Origin of the sequence: Pseudomonas canadensis, from assembly GCF_030980095.1 — a bacterium.
Taxonomy (GTDB): Bacteria; Pseudomonadota; Gammaproteobacteria; order Pseudomonadales; family Pseudomonadaceae; genus Aquipseudomonas; species Aquipseudomonas canadensis.
The window spans coordinates 1,440,699-1,459,130 of the sequence record NZ_CP133298.1; the positions used below are offsets into that span (position 1 = coordinate 1,440,699).

15 protein-coding genes are annotated in these 18,432 nt (G+C 60.2%); 3 read left to right on the top strand and 12 right to left on the bottom strand.

What is annotated here, in order from left to right; translation table 11 throughout:
• The 6 genes from RB216_RS06575 to RB216_RS06600 all read right to left on the bottom strand — a co-directional run bounded on the left by RB216_RS06575 (window position 1) and on the right by RB216_RS06600 (window position 5,539).
• Entirely contained in the window at window positions 1–297 is a 297-nt protein-coding gene (locus RB216_RS06575; protein WP_010212367.1) for a BufA1 family periplasmic bufferin-type metallophore, read from the bottom strand.
• Window positions 298–544: 247 nt separating this feature from the next.
• Window positions 545–1,246 carry an ABC transporter ATP-binding protein gene (locus RB216_RS06580; protein WP_017844798.1) on the bottom strand — a complete coding sequence of 234 codons (702 nt, stop codon included), beginning with the start codon at window positions 1,244–1,246 and terminating at the stop codon, window positions 545–547.
• Between the two features lies 1 nt (window position 1,247).
• Window positions 1,248–2,015: a high-affinity branched-chain amino acid ABC transporter ATP-binding protein LivG gene (livG, locus tag RB216_RS06585; RefSeq protein ID WP_010212365.1), complete on the bottom strand. Its 768-nt coding sequence runs from the start codon at window positions 2,013–2,015 to the stop codon at window positions 1,248–1,250.
• Window positions 2,012–3,265, bottom strand: coding sequence for a high-affinity branched-chain amino acid ABC transporter permease LivM (locus RB216_RS06590; RefSeq protein WP_028619256.1), 1,254 nt, complete (start codon window positions 3,263–3,265; stop codon window positions 2,012–2,014). Before RB216_RS06590 ends, livG begins: the two co-directional genes overlap by 4 nt.
• A complete protein-coding gene (gene livH, locus RB216_RS06595; protein WP_028619257.1) occupies window positions 3,262–4,185 on the bottom strand; it encodes a high-affinity branched-chain amino acid ABC transporter permease LivH in 924 nt (307 codons plus the stop codon). The genes RB216_RS06590 and livH overlap by 4 nt, the downstream gene beginning before the upstream one ends.
• 226 nt (window positions 4,186–4,411) lie before the next feature.
• Window positions 4,412–5,539 carry a branched-chain amino acid ABC transporter substrate-binding protein gene (locus tag RB216_RS06600; RefSeq protein ID WP_028619258.1) on the bottom strand — a complete coding sequence of 376 codons (1,128 nt, stop codon included), beginning with the start codon at window positions 5,537–5,539 and terminating at the stop codon, window positions 4,412–4,414.
• Window positions 5,540–5,879: 340 nt separating this feature from the next.
• On the opposite strand from RB216_RS06600, the gene RB216_RS06605 reads away from it, so the two are divergent.
• Entirely contained in the window at window positions 5,880–6,182 is a 303-nt protein-coding gene (locus tag RB216_RS06605) for a DUF2288 domain-containing protein (protein WP_308908447.1), read from the top strand.
• 290 nt (window positions 6,183–6,472) lie between these two features.
• Here the strand turns inward: RB216_RS06605 and RB216_RS06610 are convergent, their stop codons facing one another.
• From RB216_RS06610 to RB216_RS06620, 3 genes are all read right to left on the bottom strand, one after another.
• Window positions 6,473–8,650: a hypothetical protein gene (locus RB216_RS06610; protein ID WP_068935521.1), complete on the bottom strand. Its 2,178-nt coding sequence runs from the start codon at window positions 8,648–8,650 to the stop codon at window positions 6,473–6,475.
• Between the two features lie 204 nt (window positions 8,651–8,854).
• The gene (locus RB216_RS06615; RefSeq protein WP_122686376.1) at window positions 8,855–11,119 is read right to left on the bottom strand and encodes a putative bifunctional diguanylate cyclase/phosphodiesterase; all 2,265 of its coding nucleotides are present in this window, start codon (window positions 11,117–11,119) and stop codon (window positions 8,855–8,857) included.
• Window positions 11,120–11,259: 140 nt separating this feature from the next.
• Window positions 11,260–11,625, bottom strand: coding sequence for a YkgJ family cysteine cluster protein (locus tag RB216_RS06620; RefSeq protein WP_016975074.1), 366 nt, complete (start codon window positions 11,623–11,625; stop codon window positions 11,260–11,262).
• Between the two features lie 251 nt (window positions 11,626–11,876).
• Between RB216_RS06620 and RB216_RS06625 the strand changes: the two genes are divergently transcribed.
• Window positions 11,877–13,223, top strand: a complete 1,347-nt coding sequence (locus RB216_RS06625) for a spinster family MFS transporter (RefSeq protein WP_068935525.1) — start codon at window positions 11,877–11,879, stop codon at window positions 13,221–13,223.
• Window positions 13,224–13,364: 141 nt separating this feature from the next.
• On the opposite strand, the gene rapA is transcribed toward RB216_RS06625, so the two are convergent.
• Window positions 13,365–16,211: an RNA polymerase-associated protein RapA gene (rapA, locus tag RB216_RS06630; RefSeq protein ID WP_028619262.1), complete on the bottom strand. Its 2,847-nt coding sequence runs from the start codon at window positions 16,209–16,211 to the stop codon at window positions 13,365–13,367.
• Window positions 16,212–16,430: 219 nt separating this feature from the next.
• Between rapA and RB216_RS06635 the strand changes: the two genes are divergently transcribed.
• The gene (locus RB216_RS06635) at window positions 16,431–16,772 is read left to right on the top strand and encodes a hypothetical protein (protein ID WP_016975077.1); all 342 of its coding nucleotides are present in this window, start codon (window positions 16,431–16,433) and stop codon (window positions 16,770–16,772) included.
• Here the strand turns inward: RB216_RS06635 and RB216_RS06640 are convergent.
• Together RB216_RS06640 and RB216_RS06645 are read right to left on the bottom strand one after the other, a co-directional pair.
• On the bottom strand, window positions 16,769–17,950 hold the full coding sequence (locus RB216_RS06640; RefSeq protein ID WP_236318756.1) for an aminotransferase class V-fold PLP-dependent enzyme: 1,182 nt from the start codon (window positions 17,948–17,950) through the stop codon (window positions 16,769–16,771). The genes RB216_RS06635 and RB216_RS06640 overlap by 4 nt on opposite strands.
• Complete coding sequence (locus RB216_RS06645) at window positions 17,947–18,417, bottom strand: RidA family protein (RefSeq protein ID WP_308908448.1); 471 nt, start codon at window positions 18,415–18,417, stop codon at window positions 17,947–17,949. Before RB216_RS06645 ends, RB216_RS06640 begins: the two co-directional genes overlap by 4 nt.
• Window positions 18,418–18,432 lie beyond the last annotated feature (15 nt).

The following is an 18,432-nucleotide window of genomic DNA, read 5'->3' on the forward strand; positions in this document are numbered from 1 at the left end:
TCAGGACTTGGCGGTGAAGGCTGCTTCCTGGCCGAAGCCGGTCGGCGAGGTGGAGCTTGGGGTTTTGAGGCAGGTGCCGGCCGGGACCAGTTTCCAGGCGTTGGCTTGATCCTTGGTTTTTGAGGTGCCGGCGCAGGAAGTGCCTGCACCCGCGGCGCAATCGTTCTTGCCGGCCTCAGCGACGCCGAAACATTTCTGCATGTCGTCGGCAGCGTGGGCGGTGGTGGCCAGGGTCGACAGGCTCAGGGCGGAACCGAGGGCCAGGACGAGGGTGGCGGCGGACAGTTTGGTAGTCATGGTGTATCTCCAGCAGTGGGTTGAGTTGGCGGGCTTGAATGCCTGCTTGTACCACTAGAGAGGGGGGGATGGAATTCGTTACACCGGCTTCAAAAAAATTAAAAATTTCGCTTCACGCAAAACAAATGTGGGAGCGGGCTTGCTCGCGAATACGGTATGTCAGTCACTGCATCGTTGACTGATCCACCGCATTCGCGAGCAAGCCCACTCCCACATTGTTCAAGCCGGTTCCTTCAGCAAGAAAACCTTAGCCGCCCAGATATGCCTCACGCACCTTCGGATCGGTCAGCAACTGCTCGCCAGTGCCTTGCATCACCACCCTGCCATTTTCCAGCACATAGGCACGGTCAGCGATTTTCAGCGCCTGGTTGGCGTTCTGTTCCACCAGGAACACCGTCACACCGTCCTTGCGCAGCTGTTCGATGATGTCGAAGATCTGCTGGATGATGATCGGTGCCAGGCCCAGTGAAGGTTCATCCAGCAGCAATAGCTTGGGTTTGCTCATCAGCGCCCGGCCGATGGCGAGCATTTGCTGCTCGCCGCCGGACATGGTGCCGCCGCGCTGGCTGAAGCGCTCCTTGAGCCGAGGGAACAGGTGCAGCACCTTGTCCATCTGCTCCTGGTAATCGCCCTTGTCGGTGAAGAACCCACCCATGGCCAGGTTCTCCTCCACCGTCAGGCGTGAGAACACACGACGGCCTTCCGGTACCACCGCGATGCTCTTGCGCATGATGTGTGAGGATTGCTGGCCCACCAGTTCTTCACCCATGTAGCGGATGCTGCCGCTGTGGGCCTGGGGCGAACCGCAGAGGGTCATCAACAGGGTCGATTTGCCGGCACCGTTGGCGCCGATCAGCGTGACGATCTCACCCTGGCGCACTTCGACGTTGACGCTGTGCAGGGCCTGGATCTTGCCGTAAAAAGTGGAAACGTTTTCGAATTGCAGCATTTTACGCTTCCCCCAAATAGGCTTTGATCACTTCAGGATTGTCGCGGATCTGCTCCGGCGTCCCGTTGGCCAACGGTGTGCCCTGGTTGATCACCACGATGTGGTCGGAAATGCTCATAACCAGTTTCATGTCATGTTCGATCAACAGCACGGTGGCGTTGTTTTCTTCACGCAACACGCTGATCAGCGCCTTGAGGTCTTCGGTTTCCTTGGGGTTCAGGCCGGCGGCTGGTTCGTCGAGCATGAGGATCCGCGGACGGGTCATCATGCAGCGGGCGATTTCCAGGCGACGTTGCTGACCGTAGGCCAAGGTGCCGGCCGGGCGGTTGGCAAACTCGGTCAGGTTGACCTTGTCCAGCCAGTACTCGGCGTACTCCATGGCCTCGCGCTCGCTCTTGCGGAACGCCGGGGTCTTGAACAGGCCTGCGAAGAAGTTGGTGTTCAGGTGACGGTGTTGGGCTATCAGCAGGTTTTCGACCGCCGTCATGTCCTTGAACAGCCGCACGTTCTGGAAGGTCCGCACCACGCCCTTGCGGGCGATCTCGTGACCGGCCAGGCCCTGGATCGGCTGGCCGTCCAGCAGGATGCTGCCACCGCTCGGCTTGTAGAAACCGGTGAGGCAGTTAAATACGGTGGTCTTGCCGGCGCCGTTGGGGCCGATCAGCGCAACCACCTGTTTTTCTTTCACGGTCAGGGCCACGCCGTTGACCGCCAGCAAGCCGCCGAAGCGCATGCTCAAGTTTTCGACTTTCAGGATCTCGCGGCTCATTTGCGCAGCTCCATGTGTGGACGTTGCATGGGCAGCAGGCCTTGAGGACGCCAGATCATCATCAGCACCATCATGGCGCCGAACATCAACATGCGGTATTCGCTGAACTCACGCATCAATTCCGGCAGCAGGATCATCACGATTGCTGCCAGGATCACGCCCAATTGCGAGCCCATGCCACCCAGTACCACGATAGCGAGGATAATCGCCGACTCGATGAAGGTGAACGACTCCGGCGTTACCAGGCCTTGGCGAGCGGCGAAGAAACTGCCGGCGAAACCGGCAAAGGTTGCCCCGAGGGTGAAGGCCGAAAGCTTGATGACTGTCGGGTTCATGCCGAGTGCACGGCAGGCGATTTCATCTTCACGCAGCGCTTCCCATGCACGGCCGATCGGCATGCGCAGCAGGCGGTTGATCACGAACAGTGCAGCCAGTGCCAGCAGCAGTGCCACCAGGTACAGGAACACCACTTTGCTCACCGGGTTGTAGTCGATCCCGAAGTACTCGTGGAAGGTCTGCATGCCTTCTGCGGCGCTACGGTCGAACGTCAGCCCGAAGAACGTCGGCTTGGGGATGCTGCTGATACCGTTGGGGCCGCCGGTGATATCCGTGAGGTTACGCAGGAACAGTCGGATGATTTCACCGAAGCCCAGGGTCACGATCGCCAGGTAGTCACCGCGCAGGCGCAGTACCGGGAAGCCCAGCAGGAAGCCGAACGTTGCCGCCGCCATGCCCGCCAAGGGCAGGCAGATCCAGAAGCCCCAGCCCAGGTAGTGCGAGAGCAGCGCGTAGGTGTAGGCACCTACGGCGTAGAAACCCACGTAACCCAGGTCGAGCAAGCCGGCCAGGCCGACCACGATGTTAAGGCCGAGGCCCAGCAACACGTAGATCAGGATCAGGGTGGCAATATCGACCGCGCCGCGTGAGCCGAAGAACGGCCAGATCAACGCGGCCACGATCAGGCCGATGATGATGTAGCGCTGGGTACGCGGCAGGGTCAGGAATTGACTGACCTTAGGCGATACCAGAGGGCCACGGTTGCCCTTGAACAAGGCACCGACCTGCTGGGTGAACAGCACACGCAGGAACATCAGCACCGAGCACAGGGCGATGATGGTCAGGGTCACGGGACCGGTGCCATGCACTTCCAGGTTGATGCCGACAATGCTCAGCTTGAGGCCGAGTACGGGGAACGCAACCGCCCAAACCAACAGCGCGCTGAAGAACGCCGATTTAAGATATCTGCTCATACTTTCTCAACCTCCGGACGGCCCAGGATGCCGGTCGGACGGAACAACAGCACCAGAACCAACAGGCCGAACGCCACGACGTCCTTGTACTGGTCGCCGAAGATATCGGCGCCAAAGGCTTCGGCCACACCCAGCACCAGGCCACCGAGCATCGCGCCCGGGATACTGCCGATGCCGCCCAAAACCGCCGCAGTAAAGGCCTTGAGGCCTACCAGGAAACCGGCGTTGGGGTTGATCACGCCGTACTGCATGCTCAGCAGCACCGCCGCAACGGCTGCCAATGCGGCGCCGATCACGAAGGTCAGGGCGATAATGTTGTTGGTGTTGATGCCCAGCAGGTTGGCCATCTTGATGTCTTCGGCACAAGCCCGGCAGGCGCGCCCCAGACGGGAGCGGGAGATGAACAGGGTCAGGCCGAGCATCGCCACCAGGGTGACGACAAAGACCAGGATCTGCATGTACGAAATCAGCACTTCTTGTGCGCCACCTGGGCCGAAGGAGATGCTCCCCGGGATCAGGTTGGGAATGGACTTGTCCTTGGAGTCCTGGGACAGCAATACGGTGTTCTGCAGGAAAATCGACATGCCGATGGCGGAAATCAGCGGGATCAAACGGTTGCTGCCACGCAAGGGACGATACGCAACGCGCTCGATGCTGTAGCCATAGGCACTGGTCACGACGATCGACGCAAGGAACGCGGCGGTCATCAACAGCGGCAGGGAGTGGATACCCATCATGGCCAACCCGGCAAGGGCGATAAAGGCCACGTAGGAACCAATCATGTACACCTCGCCATGGGCGAAGTTGATCATTCCAATGATGCCGTAAACCATTGTGTAGCCAATGGCTATCAAGGCATAGGTGCTGCCAATGGTCAGGCCATTAACCAGCTGTTGGAAAAAATGATAGATCTCAGGCATTACAGCGCTCCTAAAAACCCGATACGCATTTCACTGGTGGAGTCATTTCCGGCCTGTGCCCTGTTCTGTGACCAGGTTGCACAAAGCGTTTGCCAGCGAACCGCTGGTGACGGTTTTAAGATTTTCAGGTGAGCCAGCGCCCGGATCGCGGGTGACAGGCCCATAAACCTCGTAAAACAAAGCCCACTGCTCTCACAGTGGGCTTGTTGGACCAGTAACGCCTGGCTTACTGAGGGGAAACTTCGGTTTTTGGTTTACCGAAGTGCCATTCGTAGACCACGAATTTGAAGTCCTTCAGGTCGCCCTTGGCGTCGAAGCTCAGGTCGCCGGTAGGGGTCTTGAAGGTGCCCGCGTGGATGGCGGCTGCCACTTTGGCGGTGTCTTCGCTCTTCGCAGCGGTAATACCGCCGGCGATCACTTCAATGGCCGAGTAGGCTGGGAACACGAACGGACCGGTTGGGTCCTGCTTGTTCTTGGCGAACTCTTCAACGATGGCCTTGTTGGCCGGGTCGGTGTCGAAGGATTTAGGCAGGGTCACCAGCAGGCCTTCGGATGCGCCCTGGGCGATTTGCGAGATGGAGTCGTTGCCGACGCCCTCTGGACCCATGAACTTGGCGTTCAGGCCTTTTTCCTTGGCTTGGCGCAAGATCAGGCCCAGCTCAGGGTGGTAGCCGCCGTAGTAGACGAAGTCGACGTTGGCTTGCTTGAGTTTCTGGATGATCGAGGAGAAGTCTTTGTCGCCGGCGTTCAGGCCTTCGAAGACGGCAACCTTGGTGCCTTTCTTCTCGAGGGTCTGTTTAACGGCGGTGGCGATGCCTTCACCGTACTGCTGCTTGTCGTGCAGTACGGCAACGATCTTCGGCTTCACGTGGTCGGCGATGTAGTTGCCGGCCGCCGGGCCTTGGGCGCTGTCCAGGCCGATGGTGCGGAAGATCAGCTTGTAGCCACGGGCGGTGATTTCCGGGCTGGTGGCAGCCGGGGTAATCATGATCACGCCTTCGTCTTCATAGATGTCGGAGGCGGGTTGAGTGGAGCTGGAGCAGAGGTGACCGACCACGAACTTGACGCCGTCGTTGACCACTTTGTTGGCGACGGCAACGGCTTGTTTAGGATCGCAAGCGTCGTCGTATTCCTTGGCCTCAAGCATCTTGCCGTCGACGCCGCCCTTGGCGTTGATGTCGGCGATGGCTTGTTTGGCACCCATGAATTGCATGTCGCCGTATTGCGTCACTGGACCGGTTTTAGGACCTGCGATACCGATCTTGATGGTGTCGGCTGCGAACGAATGGCCGGCAACCCCAGCCAGGACCATAGCGGCAAACAGTTTGGAAATCTGCTTAGTAGCCTTATTCATAGTGCTCCACTCTTACTGTTGTATTTTTTATAGTTCTAGCGGCCTTGTGAGCTGCAGAACCGGATCAGATATCTCGGATATCCCCCCGGCAGTGCCCTGGCAACTGTACCGGTACAGTGTAGAGCGCCGGTTGATCGCTTGAAAAGCTGGCTGCTGGGGGCAAAACCCAGGTGTGTCGCTTAAATGAAAGAAAAAGACAGAATTGCGGCGGGGCGATGCCAGAGTTTCGGGCAATCCTTGGCTTTCCTGACACTTTCTCTCGGTAACTCATTTGCAACTGGGTTTTTCTACAAGAGCCACGACGTTATGATTGCGCCGTTTTTTACTCAGGTGAATTCCCATGACGCAAGAACCTAGCACCCTCTATGCCAAGCTGCTCGGTGAAACCGCCGAAATATCCTGGAAGGAGCTTGAGCCGTTCTTTGCCAAGGGTGCCCTATTGTGGGTCGACGCCGGCCTGGATTTGATCGAAGCCGCCGAGGGAATGGCCGAGGACAACCGTGACAAAGTCGCTGCCTGGCTGGCCGCGGGTAGCCTTGGCGAAGTGTCTGCGACGCGGGCATTGGACCTGGTGGAGCGTGATCCGAGCCTGTGGGCGGTGGTGGTCTCGCCGTGGATTCTGATCCAGGAAAGCGCGGCGTGAGAAAAGTCCGCACGAAAAAGGTGCGCGTTTTTTGCCGAGGGAAGTGTGTAGCGGAGTAACCGCTGAAGCGGTGATGGCATCTTGCCGTAGAGAAAGGTCACAGCCGAGGGTGACGTGCACGTCACGGGAACAGTTGGGCGGGCGGCTAAACGGCTGCAGAATTGTTTCGTGGTGTGGCAGGGCTATACATTTTTTGCAATACAGACCGTCATCGCAGGCAAGCCAGCTCCCACATTTGAAATGCATTCCAAGTGTGGGAGCTGGCTTGCCTGCGATGGGCGCGGCTCGGTCTAAGCCGTCTTGCCGGTATGGTTGTTCAAGGAGATAACCTTGGTCTTGCCAATCCGGTGACGGTAAATCTCACGCAGGTACTTGATCGCCTTCTTCACGCAATCCCGTGACAGGCGAATGTCATTGATCGAAACGAACTTGTCTTTGTCGTTGATCAGCTCCCGGTACTTCTTCTCATACATCGGCTTGATCGCGTACCAGTTGGTGTCGAGGATCTTCGCCGGGTTTTCGAACTCGTTGAGCAGTTCGTCGATACGGTCTTCGTCGAAGTCCTCGTGGATAATGAAGTCCAGGATCGAGTTGTCCAGCGTGTCATCGAAGCGGTACGGGTTGCGCGCAAAGCAGCGCTTGATGAAGGCTACGATCAGCGTGAGGAAATCATCCGACAGGCATGGGCTCTTGGCGATCAAGGTGGTCAGCGACAAGTTGGCCGATGCGCCAATCACCAGGGCATAGCGCTTGAGGGTGGTGTTGGGGAACAGGCTGTTGAGGTGGGTCTTGAGCCGGTTCAGGTCCATGTAGGACAGCTTGTAGTCCTTGGGTAACGAAACAATCGACACCACCGACGAGCAGTTCTTGAAGAAGTGCAGGTCGTGCAATGCGGCCGCGTCGTAGCCCGAATTCTTGTACTGCTCCAGCGACGCCTTGTAGCGCTTGGACTCGATCGGCAGCAGGCTGATGCCTTCGATGGCCTGGGTGACCTTGTTGAAGTGTGGCAGGTCGATGGAGCGGAAGAACAGGTCGTCGATGTTCAGGCGTTGCGGTTCTTTCTCGAACACCTTGAACTTGTCACTCGACGGCGCCGGGGTTTCCGGGACGACGGACTCGGCATAGGCAATTGCCACAGGGCCGGCCAGGCTCATGAACAGGTCGTTGGCATCCAGGCGAATGGTTTCACCAATGTCGATCCCGGCGCGACGGAAGTAGTTCTGGTCGTAGTCGGTGGTCACGGCCTGGGCCGTGAGGATGTTGAAGATCTGCTGGGAAATGTACTGGTTGGCGTGTTTTTCCATGGCATTGACGTCAATGTTCTGGATATTGCCGTCATCGCTTTCTTCGGCATAACGCATGATGTCGTTGGAGATCAACATCATTGCGTTCCACGGCCGGATACGCCCCTTCACGCTGGCTTCGCTGCTGTCTTCATTGGCGAAGTTGTACGAGAAGTCCCATTCTTCCGACAGGTATTTGCACAGCAGGCGCCCGGCGTTGATGTGCAGCGCCTCGGACATTTCGCTGCGGTGGTCGGAGATGTTCGGCAGCACGCAAATACCGCTGGTGAAGATCGGTTCGAACACAAAGGCATGGCCGCTTTTGCTGTCGTGCTCGTCGGCGGGCTTGGTGTCGAACGTCTTGTTCATGTACGAGTGCTGCTGGGCCAGGCCGAACTCCGAGGCCATGCCTGAGCCGGTGCCGCCACCGGCGCTGAAGATCGAGAAGTACAGGCGCGACTGGTTAGCCTTGATGCCGCAGGAGTCGATGAGGTACGAGTGGATCATCTTCCAGTCAGGGCTGGAAAAACGCTGGGTGTCTTTATTGAGGATGATCTTGGCCAGGTACTGGCCGAGGATCGGCGCGTTACCGGCGCCACCGGCATGGACTTCGGACAGGTCCATGATTTTCATCTTGCTGTAGTCGCGCAGGAAGCCGCTTTTTTCGCCCTTGCGCGAGAAACGGATGCGCCCGGCGATATCCTTGTCCAGGTCGCCGAGCATCACCAGTGGTTCCACCAGGAACACCGGCTTGGTGGCCTTGCCGCCGCCCAGGCGCAGGTTATTGCGGATCCACTGGGCCGGGCTGTAGCCCTTGTCCTGCGATTTGTCTTCGTTGCTGAATTCGTTCAGGTAGAACTTGCGTGCGTTGTAAACCAGCTCCGCGACGTCGAGTGCGATGTTCGAACCACAACGGCCCAGGCCGATCAGGCACACCGAGGGAAATTCTTGCTCGTTGCGCGGATCGTTGTCGCCTTCCAAGTGGGGCGGGCGCGGGAACACCATGTCGCGCAGGCCGTCGAGGTTGTCGAGGATGCGGTCGGTATTGGTTTCGGTGAAGTACAGGTATTGCTGGGTGGCCAGCGGGCGGGCGGTGCTCAATGACTTTGAACCTGAGGGCTTGTCCGCAGGAGCTGGGAGCAACACGTCAGATACCACGGTGGCAGAGTTATTTTTAGAAGTCATTGTGCGCCATGTGCCTGGGCGGATGGCTGGAAGGTATCAAATAGCCATCACGGAATGAGAGTTCGCGACTTTACAGTGCGTCCTTGTCCTGGGCGAGTGGGATGAACCCTAGTGTTTTCAGGGAAAACCTGGCCGGACTCTGATGAATCGGCCGTTCGTCGGCGTTCTTTAGGTAGATGATGGCGAAATGCCAAAGATTCGGCGTCAGCGAATTGGCCTGACGATGGACGTGGAGCTGCCACGGTTTGGGGAGGCGTCTTGCGGCGAACTGCCGTCCTTGGTGCCAGCCCCTCTAGGCGGGGGGAGTGGGTTGCGCTGGTTGACGCCCTGCATCACGCCGATGATGTCACTGGCCGGTACCGCCGGGCTGAGCAGATAACCCTGCACGTAATCGCAGCCATGCTGGTGCAGTAGCTCGAATTGGGCCTGGGTTTCCACGCCCTCGGTCACCACCTGCAAGTGCAGGGTGTGGGCCATGCCAATCACCGCCTGGACGATCTCGATATCGGCGGTGGACTTGGGAATATCCTGGATAAATGAGCGGTCGATCTTCAGCGTGTTGAGTGGCAAGCGCTTGAGGTAAGCAAGGGACGAGTAGCCGGTGCCGAAGTCGTCGATGGCCAACGACACGCCCAACGCGCGGATCTGCCGCAACAACGCCAAGGTGCTGCTGATATTGCCCATCAGGGCGTTTTCGGTGACTTCCAGCTCCAGGCGGTTGGCGCCGATCCCGCTGAAGCGCAACGCGTCTTCGATTTCATCCGCCAGCTCATCACGGGCCAGGTTCAGGGCCGAGCAGTTCACCGCCATGGTCAGGTCGGTATAACCCCGTTCAGACAGCAGGCTCAGGTCGTGACAGGCTTGGCGCAGGACCCAGTGGTCCAATTCGGCAATCAGGCCGTTGCTTTCGGCGATGCCGATAAAGCGGTCCGGGGCCAGTAAGCCATGCTGTGGATGTTGCCAGCGCACCAAGGCTTCCAGCCGCGTGACTTTGCCCAGTTTCATGTCGAAGATCGGTTGATAGAACAGCACCAGTTGGTTACGGGTGCGCAGGGCGCCGCGCAGTTCCTCTTCCAGTTGCAGTTCGAGGAAGGCGCGGGTTTTCAGGTTGGAGCTGAAGAAGTTCAGGCTGTTGCGCCCGGCATCCTTGGACTGATACAGCGCCAGGTCGGCGGTTTTCAACAACTCTTCGCAAGTCAGGCCGTCGTCGGGGAACAGGCTGATGCCGATGCTGGTGGTCATCACCATGCGCCGGCCGGCCAGCTCGATGGGTTCTTTCATCTGTTGCATGATGCGCTGGGCCAAGTGCCGGGCTTCGTCGCGGTGGTGGATGCTGATCAGGATGCAGAACTCATCGCCGCCAAACCGCGCGACCACATCGGCGTGGCTGCGCACCGAGCTCTTGATGTGTCCGGCCAGCACGGTGAGCAATTGGTCGCCAGCGTCATGCCCGAGGCTGTCGTTGATGCGTTTGAAGTGGTCGATATCGAGGAAAATCACCGCCATCATGCCGTGGGAGGCGGTTTTTTCGGCGAGCTTTTCCGCAAAGATTTGGTTGAAACCCCGGCGGTTGAGCAGGCTGGTCAAGGCGTCGTAGTGGGCCACCTGTTGCAGTGAAGCGCGGGCTTGATCGAGTTCGCTGAGCAGCGCATTGACCCGGCGCAGGTCACGTTCCTTGTGCTGCAGCTTCTTGTCGGCCAAGGCGGCGCTGATGCTGCTGCCGATCACCAGCAGGGTGATAACGGCGACCGACAGGCCCAGTTGAATCGGGTTGTTGTCCAGCGGCAGCGACAGGTCCGCCCCGTTCGGCACCATCAGGCGCATGGCGGCCATGCCGGTGAAGTGCATGCTGAGAATGCCGGCGCCGAGCACCAGGCTGGCGGCATATTTAAGCAACTGGTGGAACACTCCGGCACCGTTGCGCAGGTAACTCGACAGCAGCAAGGCCGCCAGGCTGGCGCCGATGGCAATGCCGATCGAGGCCAAGAACAGCCGCGTTTCGAAATACACCTGGGCCTGGGAACGCATGGCCGACATGCCGACGTAATGCATCAGGGCGATGCCGATGCCCATCCAGACCGACGCCAGTAAGTACTGGTGGAAGCGCAGGTTGGAGTGACTGAGGGTTTGCATGGCGATCAACGACGCGATCAGTGCGATCAGCAAGGAGGCGAACGTCATGAACAGTTCGTAATGGATCGCAATCGGGGCCTGGAAGGCCAACATGCTGATGAAGTGGGTGGACCAGATGCCGCCTGCCAGGCAACCCGCCCCGAGCCAGCGCCAATGGCGCCGCGCGGTAGGGTCTTCGACATGGCCGACGCGTTCGGCCATGTCCAGCGTGCCGAAACCCGCCGCGCACGCGACCAGATAAGCGAGCAGTACCAGGAAGGGGTTATGACTGCAATTGAGTAATAAGTGCCCGCTCTCTGGAAGCTCGGTAAAAAAATGCAGACCCAGCCATTCCATAGCATGTCCCGTCATAGAGTCACGTCACTGCCAACGGCGATGACCTATGTGGACGAGTGTAGACGTGTAGGAGAATTCGCCAAGGAGTAATGGCACTTTGCTTGTCTACGATTTTGTCATGCCACCCATAGCGTTTGATGCTAAGCGCTGATGGGCAGGTCCAGTTCGAACGGTGCTTCCAGCGGCGCCAGGCCAAACGCGGCGCGGGCTGCATCGCAATCGGCGTTGTGCACGCCCTCATACCAGGAGGACTCGAACTCGCGGCACACACTGGAGCGTTGCTCGTAAATCGTGCATCGGGTGCCTTGGCCTACTTCACCTTCAAGGCTGCAGCAGCGCGCCGGTTTCTGGTCGGTGCCGATCATCGCCACGCGGGTGGGGTTGATCTGTACCACCAGGTCATCGGGCACCGTGCCCCCCGACGAGGCGCATTCTCCCCAGAAGAAAGACACACGGAAGTGTGAACAGCAGGCACCGCAATTCAGACACGGACTGGCTTCGGACATGGGCGTCATCGATAAGAAAAGTAGGAGTGGGGTGTTACGGAAGGCTCGCCATTCTATCCGGGCCATGGCCGTTGGGAAGGGGGGCAGGAACTTATATTTTTGTAGGCGAAGTCCCCTGCTGCCGGGCGAAATCATGCCCTATCAGCTTTACGAATCATTACAGACAACCGGGTGCCGTCTGACTATGTTGCAGGTACCGGGCAGGATGCATCGGGCATCGCAGCTCTCATAACAATAAAAGAGACGGACCCATGCAGAACTCGACCCAAGCGGCGAATGCCTGGCGCATTCTGTTCCTGCTGTTCCTGGCCAACCTGTTCAACTTCTTCGATCGCACGATTCCGGCGATCATCATCGAGCCAATCCGTATGGAATGGCACCTGAGCGACTTCCAGCTCGGCATCATCGGTACCGCCTTCACCATCGTCTACGCCATTGCCGGCTTGCCTCTCGGGCGCCTGGCCGATACCGGCTCGCGCAGTAAACTGATGGGCTGGGGCCTGTTTGCCTGGAGCGGGCTGACGGCGGTCAACGGCATGGTCGGCAGTTTCTGGACGTTTTTGCTGGTGCGCATGGGCATTGGCATTGGCGAAGCCAGTTATGCGCCGGCGGCCAACTCGCTGATTGGCGACCTGTTCCCGGCGCACCGTCGCGCGCGGGCCATGGGCATTTTCATGCTGGGCCTGCCGTTGGGGCTGGTGCTGGCGTTCTTCACCATCGGCTGGATGGTCAAGGCGTTCGACAGCTGGCGCGCGCCGTTCTTTATCGCGGCAGTACCGGGGATGATCCTGGCGGTGTTCATGTTCTATATCAAGGAGCCCAAGCGCGGCGCCGCCGAAACCGTGCAAGTCTCCCAGGAGCGCGTCGACCGCCCGATCCGCCGCGTGCTGGCGGTCCCGACCTTCCTGTGGCTGGTGCTGGCCGGGTTGTGCTTCAACTTTGCGACCTATGCCTGCAACTCGTTCCTGGTGCCGATGCTGCAGCGTTATTTCCTGATGCCGTTGCAGGAAGCCGCTGTTGCCACGGGTGTGATCGTCGGTCTGACCGGCCTGGTGGGCCTGACCCTCGGCGGCTGGGTCGCTGACAAGATCCACCAGCGTGTTGCCAATGGTCGCCTGTTGTTCGCCGCGTTCAGCTTGATCATCTCCACCGTGACCACCGCCTGGGCGTTGCACGCCGGACGCATCGAGATTGGCGTGTTCGTGGCGCTGTTCAGCGTGGGTTGGTTGTTTGCCTATAACTTCTACACCTGCGTGTACACGGCAATTCAGGACGTGGTCGAGCCGCGCTTGCGGGCCACGGCCATGGCGCTGTTTTTTGCCGGGCTGTATTTGCTGGGCGGTGGGATGGGACCGATCGTGGTGGGCGGGCTTTCCGATCATTTCGCCCACTCGGCGATGTATGCGGCTGGGGCGGAGCAGATGACCGAAGCTTATAAAGCGGTGGGGTTGCATGACGCCATGTACCTGATTCCGGTGGCGCTGTTCTTGACCATGCTGTTTCTGTTCCAGGCGTCACGCAGTTTTGTGCGCGATGCCAAGAAGATGAAGGAGGGGTTGAGCGGGGTGGAGGTGCCGGCTGCTAGCGTCCCTGCCTGATTGTAGTGAGCGGGCTTGCCCCGCGCTGGGCGGCGAAGCCGCCCCCATAAAAAACGCCGCATTCTCTCTGAAAGAATGCGGCGTCTGGTTTTGGGGCGGCTTCGCCGCCCAGCGCGGGGCAAGCCCGCTCACTACAGTAAATTAACCGGCTACGAGGACTCGAATCGCTTCCAGTCGCAGCGCCGCCTTATCCAGCATGGCCAAACCTTGCTCACGCTGGGTACGCAGGGCCACCAACTCACTGTCACGTACGGTCGGGTTGACCGCTTGCAACGCGGTCAGGCGCGCCAGTTCTTCGTCGGTGTCTGCCGCCAGGCGACGCTTGGCCTCGGCCACGCGCTCGGCATGTTGCGGGGTGATCTTCTCTTCGCCCGCGTTGATCCGTGGCGTCAGTTGGTCGCGCTGGGCCTGGATGAACTTGTTGGCGCTGGCCCGTGGCACGCTTTCCAACTGGTCGTTGAGGGTCACGAATGACACACGGCTCGACAGGTCGTTGCCATTGGCATCCAGCAAGCAGCGCAGGGCGGCCGGCGGCAGGTAGCGGCCCAGTTGCAGCGAGCGTGGGGCAACCACTTCGCTGACATAGAGCAGTTCCAGCAACACGGTGCCCGGCTTCAGCGCCTTGTTCTTGATCAGCGCCACGGCGGTGTTGCCCATGGAGCCGGACAGCACCAGGTCCATGCCGCCCTGTACCATCGGGTGTTCCCAGGTGATGAACTGCATGTCTTCGCGCGACAGCGCCTGGTTGCGGTCGTAGGTGATGGTCACACCTTCGTCGTCGCCCAGGGGGAAGCTGGCGTCGAGCATCTTTTCGCTGGGCTTGAGGATCAGCGCGTTTTCCGAATGGTCTTCGCTGTCGATGCCGAACGCGTCGAACAGGGTTTCCATGTAGATCGGCAGGGCAAACTGGTCGTCTTGCTCCAGGATGTCCTCGACCAGCGCATCACCTTCACCCGCGCCGCCGGAGTTGAGTTCCAGCAGGCGGTCGCGACCAGTGTGCAGCTCTTCTTCAAGACGCTCGCGCTCGGCACGGGCCTCGTCGATCAGGGCTTGCCACTCGCCGTCGTCGGCGTTCTCCAGCAGCGGCAGCAGGCGTGGGCCGAACTGATGCTGCAGGGCGTTGCCGGTCGGGCAGGTGTTGAGGAAGGCGTTCAGCGCTTCGTGGTACCACTGGAACAGACGCTCTTGCGGGCTGGTTTCCAGGTACGGCACGTGGAGTTCGATCACGTGTTTCTGGCCGATCCGGTCCAGACGGCCGATCCGCTGTTCCAGCAGGTCGGGGTGGGACGGCAGGTCGAACAGCACCAAGTGATGGGAGAACTGGAAGTTGCGGCCTTCACTGCCGATTTCCGAGCAGATCAGCACCTGGGCGCCAAACTCCTCATCAGCGAAGTAGGCGGCGGCGCGGTCACGTTCGAGGATGTTCATACCCTCGTGGAACACCGTGGCCGGAATACCGGAGCGCACGCGCAGCGCGTCTTCCAGGTCCATCGCGGTTTCGGCGTGGGCGCAGATCACCAGGACTTTGGTGCGCTTGAGCATTTTCAGTTGGTCGATCAGCCACTCGACGCGCGGGTCGAAGCGCCACCAGCGGTTTTCTTCTTCAATATCCGGCTGCGACTGGAAGCTGACTTCCGGGTACAGCTCGGCGTGCTCGCCCAGCGGCAACTCGAGGTATTCGTCCGGGTTTGGCAGCGGGTAGGCGTGCAGCTTGCGCTCCGGGAAACCCTGCACGGCGGCGCGGGTGTTGCGGAACAGCACGCGGCCAGTGCCGTGACGGTCGAGCAGCTCGCGCACCAGGCGTGCGCTGGCTTCGGTGTCGCCATCGTTGACGGCGGTCAGCAGGGCTTCACCTTCGTTGCCGAGGAAACCCTGGATGGTCTTATGTGCGGCAGGGGAGAGACGCCCCTTGTCCAGCAGCTCCTGCACGGCTTCAGCCACCGGGCGATAGTTCTCGCTTTCGGAGCGGAAGGCGGCGAGGTCGTGGAAACGGTTCGGGTCGAGCAGGCGCAGGCGTGCGAAGTGGCTGTCCTGGCCCAATTGCTCGGGGGTGGCGGTGAGCAGCAGTACGCCAGGAATCACTTCGGCCAGTTGTTCGACCAGCGAGTACTCGGGGCTGGCCTTGTCTTCGTGCCATACCAGGTGGTGAGCTTCGTCGACCACGAGCAAGTCCCAGCCGGCGGCGAACAGTGCGTCCTGGGCCTTCTCGTCGTCCACCAGCCACTCCAGGGCTACCAGCGCAAGCTGTGTGTCTTCGAACGGGTTGGTGGCATCACTTTCGATGAAGCGTTCTTCGTCAAACAGGGCAACTTGCAGGTTGAAGCGGCGGCGCATTTCCACCAGCCATTGGTGCTGCAGGTTTTCTGGGACCAGGATCAGCACGCGGTTGGCGCGGCCCGACAGCAATTGGCGATGGATCACCAGGCCGGCTTCGATGGTTTTACCCAGGCCCACTTCGTCGGCCAGCAACACCCGTGGCGCGATACGGTCAGCGACTTCGCGGGCGATGTGCAGTTGGTGAGCAATAGGTTGCGCACGCACGCCACCCAGGCCCCACAGCGAGGACTGCAACTGGCGGCTGGTGTGTTCAAGCGTGTGGTAACGCAGCGAGAACCAGGCCAGCGGGTCGATTTGCCCGGCGAACAGACGGTCGCTGGCCAGGCGGAACTGGATGAAGTTGGAGAGTTGGGTTTCCGGCAGGGTGACCTGCTCGTTCTGCCCATTGAGGCCGTGATACACCAGCAGGCCGTCGACGTCGTCGACTTCCTGTACGGTCATTTTCCAGCCTTCGAAGTGGGTGATGCTGTCACCCGGCGAAAACCTCACGCGAGTGAGGGGCGCATTCCGTAGCGCATACTGGCGGGTGTCGCCAGTGGCCGGATAGAGCACGGTCAACAAGCGGCCGTCCTGTGCCAGAACGGTGCCTAACCCCAGCTCTGCTTCGCTGTCACTAATCCAGCGTTGCCCCGGTTGATACTGCTGCGCCATGCTGCCTGACTCCCGCCGTGAAAAAGCCGACTATCTTAACGGAACAAGCCCCCACGCCCAAGGACTCTGACAAAAACTACTCCGTATACGTGGGGGGCCGGAAGCCGAATCGACGGGTGGCGGGCACTTGGGAGTGTCGACTGGGTCACAGCTTGGCAACCCTGTGCTCAAGTCGCCCTGCAACCCGCCGACAGCCTGTTGATCAGGAGAATAATCACTATGCTGCCACCCATGCTGCCCGTCAGCGTTGTGCCGGTGACGTCACAACTCGATCCGGTGCGACAGAAGCCGGATATCCCGCCCGTGGTGCCAGTTCAACCGGGCTCCAACGAGAGCACTATCGACCTGAAAAAGGGCGACGCCGAGACGTCGGCCTTTTTGCTGCGCGAAGAACAACGCCGTCAGCAGGAACAACAGAAACGCCGGCGTGAAGCCGATGAAGACCCGGAGCAGCACCTGGCCATTCCGGGGGATGTGCTCAACGCCGACAACACCGTGCCGGTGGTGCCGCTGATCGAAGATGCCCCGCGCCAGGGCTTGTGGGTGGACGTCGAGGTTTAGTCGCGCAACTCGCGCAGCGCGGCCATCAGCAACTCGATATCGTGCTCGGTGTTGAGCGGGCTGACCGAGATCCTCGCCACGCTTTCCAGGCCCCGTGCCTGCATATCCAATGGCGTGTAGGCCACGCCGTTGGCGCCGATATTGATGCGCTTCAGACCCAGGCGCCGCTTCAGTTCGAATGCATCCCAGCCGGCCAGGTTGAAGGCGATCAAGCCTGATTGCTGCGTGCCCAGGTCATGCAGGGTAATACCTGCAATCCCACGCAATTCGTCGCGGATTCGCTCAGCGGTTTGCGACACCCTTTCCCAGACGCGATCGATGCCCAGGCGATTCATCTCCTGTAGCGCATTGCCTAGGCCTGCGAGCAAGGCGAAGGAGGTCTCGCTGGTCTCAAAGCGCCGGGCGTCATTGCGCAGATCGAAACCCTGGGCGGTCCATGGCGCTGAAAACACGTCGCGCTGGGCCGGGCTCAAGCGTTCAAGAAAGTCCGGTCGCACATACAGCAGCGCGGTGCCCCGTGGGCCACGCAGGTGTTTGCGTCCGGCCGACTTGAGCACGTCGCACTGCAAGGCTTGAACATCCACGGGCACCTGGCCGACGGCTTGCCCTGCGTCGATGAAGTAGGGGATAGCGTGACGCCTGGCCACTTTACCGATCGCCTGGGCGGGGTTGATCAGGCCGCCATTGGCTGGGAGCCAAGTGAGGTCGATCAGCTTGACGTGTGCATCGATCATCGATTCCAGCGCCAGCGGGCAGACCGCGCCGGTCTCATCGCAAGGGATGGTTTCTACTCGGGCGCCGGCCTGCACTGCCAGCTCCATGCTGGCCAGGTTGCCGCCCCATTCATGGCGGCCCACCAGAATGCGATCGCCCGGCTGCCAAGGCGCCAATGCCTGGAACGCCAGGCTCCAGGCAGTCGAGCCGCTGCTGGCAAAGGCGATCGAGGCGGCGGGTGCATTGAGCAGTTGCGCGGCGGCGCGGCGGGCTTTTTCCACTAGCACCGCGCCATGTTCGCCGGCTTCCATCGGGCCGTCGCGGGCTTCGCGTTGCAGTTGCTCGATGATTGCATCGAGGGTCGCCTGGCTGGGCAGGGATGCGCCGGCAGGGTTGAAGTGCACGATGCCGGATTGGCAGCCCGGTGTGTCGTCCCGCAGTTGCTGGACTTCGAGCGGGCTCACGGGCGTAACTCGAAAATGGCATCCACCTCCACGGCTACGCCGGCCGGCAGGCTGGAGACGCCCACGGCGGTGCGCACATGTCGGCCTTGTTCGCCAAGGGCGTTGACCAGCAGGTTGGAGGCACCGTTGGCGACCACGCTCTGTTGCTTGAAATCAGCGCTGCTGGCGATGAATACACCCAGGCGCACGGTGCGCACCAGGCGCGATAGGTCATCATTCAAGGCATTGCTCAATTGCCCCAGCAGGCCCAAAGCCGCCAATTCCGCAGCCTGTGCGCCTTCTTCATCGCTGAGGGATTCGCCCAAGCGACCGACGTAGGCGGGTTTGCCATCGACCAGCGGAATTTGCCCGGAAACGAATAGGTGGTTTTGGCTGATGACGTGGTTGATGTAGTTGGCAATTGGCTGGCTGGGGGTAGACAGCGTGAGGCCAAGGGTTTGCACGCGTTCGCGGATGGAGTCGCTCATGATGAATCCTCTGGG

Bases quoted from the DNA above. Each gene is read 5' to 3' on its own strand.
- livH (WP_028619257.1), bottom strand. From the start codon at position 4,185: ATGCCTGAGATCTATCATTTTTTCCAACAGCTGGTTAATGGCCTGACC.
- RB216_RS06620 (WP_016975074.1), bottom strand. From the start codon at position 11,625: ATGTCCGAAGCCAGTCCGTGTCTGAATTGCGGTGCCTGCTGTTCACAC.
- RB216_RS06615 (WP_122686376.1), bottom strand. From the start codon at position 11,119: ATGGAATGGCTGGGTCTGCATTTTTTTACCGAGCTTCCAGAGAGCGGG.
- RB216_RS06600 (WP_028619258.1), bottom strand. From the start codon at position 5,539: ATGAATAAGGCTACTAAGCAGATTTCCAAACTGTTTGCCGCTATGGTC.
- RB216_RS06635 (WP_016975077.1), top strand. From the start codon at position 16,431: ATGCTGCCACCCATGCTGCCCGTCAGCGTTGTGCCGGTGACGTCACAA.
- RB216_RS06590 (WP_028619256.1), bottom strand. From the start codon at position 3,265: ATGAGCAGATATCTTAAATCGGCGTTCTTCAGCGCGCTGTTGGTTTGG.
- livG (WP_010212365.1), bottom strand. From the start codon at position 2,015: ATGAGCCGCGAGATCCTGAAAGTCGAAAACTTGAGCATGCGCTTCGGC.
- RB216_RS06610 (WP_068935521.1), bottom strand. From the start codon at position 8,650: ATGACTTCTAAAAATAACTCTGCCACCGTGGTATCTGACGTGTTGCTC.
- RB216_RS06605 (WP_308908447.1), top strand. From the start codon at position 5,880: ATGACGCAAGAACCTAGCACCCTCTATGCCAAGCTGCTCGGTGAAACC.
- RB216_RS06645 (WP_308908448.1), bottom strand. From the start codon at position 18,417: ATGAGCGACTCCATCCGCGAACGCGTGCAAACCCTTGGCCTCACGCTG.
- rapA (WP_028619262.1), bottom strand. From the start codon at position 16,211: ATGGCGCAGCAGTATCAACCGGGGCAACGCTGGATTAGTGACAGCGAA.
- RB216_RS06625 (WP_068935525.1), top strand. From the start codon at position 11,877: ATGCAGAACTCGACCCAAGCGGCGAATGCCTGGCGCATTCTGTTCCTG.
- RB216_RS06575 (WP_010212367.1), bottom strand. From the start codon at position 297: ATGACTACCAAACTGTCCGCCGCCACCCTCGTCCTGGCCCTCGGTTCC.
- RB216_RS06580 (WP_017844798.1), bottom strand. From the start codon at position 1,246: ATGCTGCAATTCGAAAACGTTTCCACTTTTTACGGCAAGATCCAGGCC.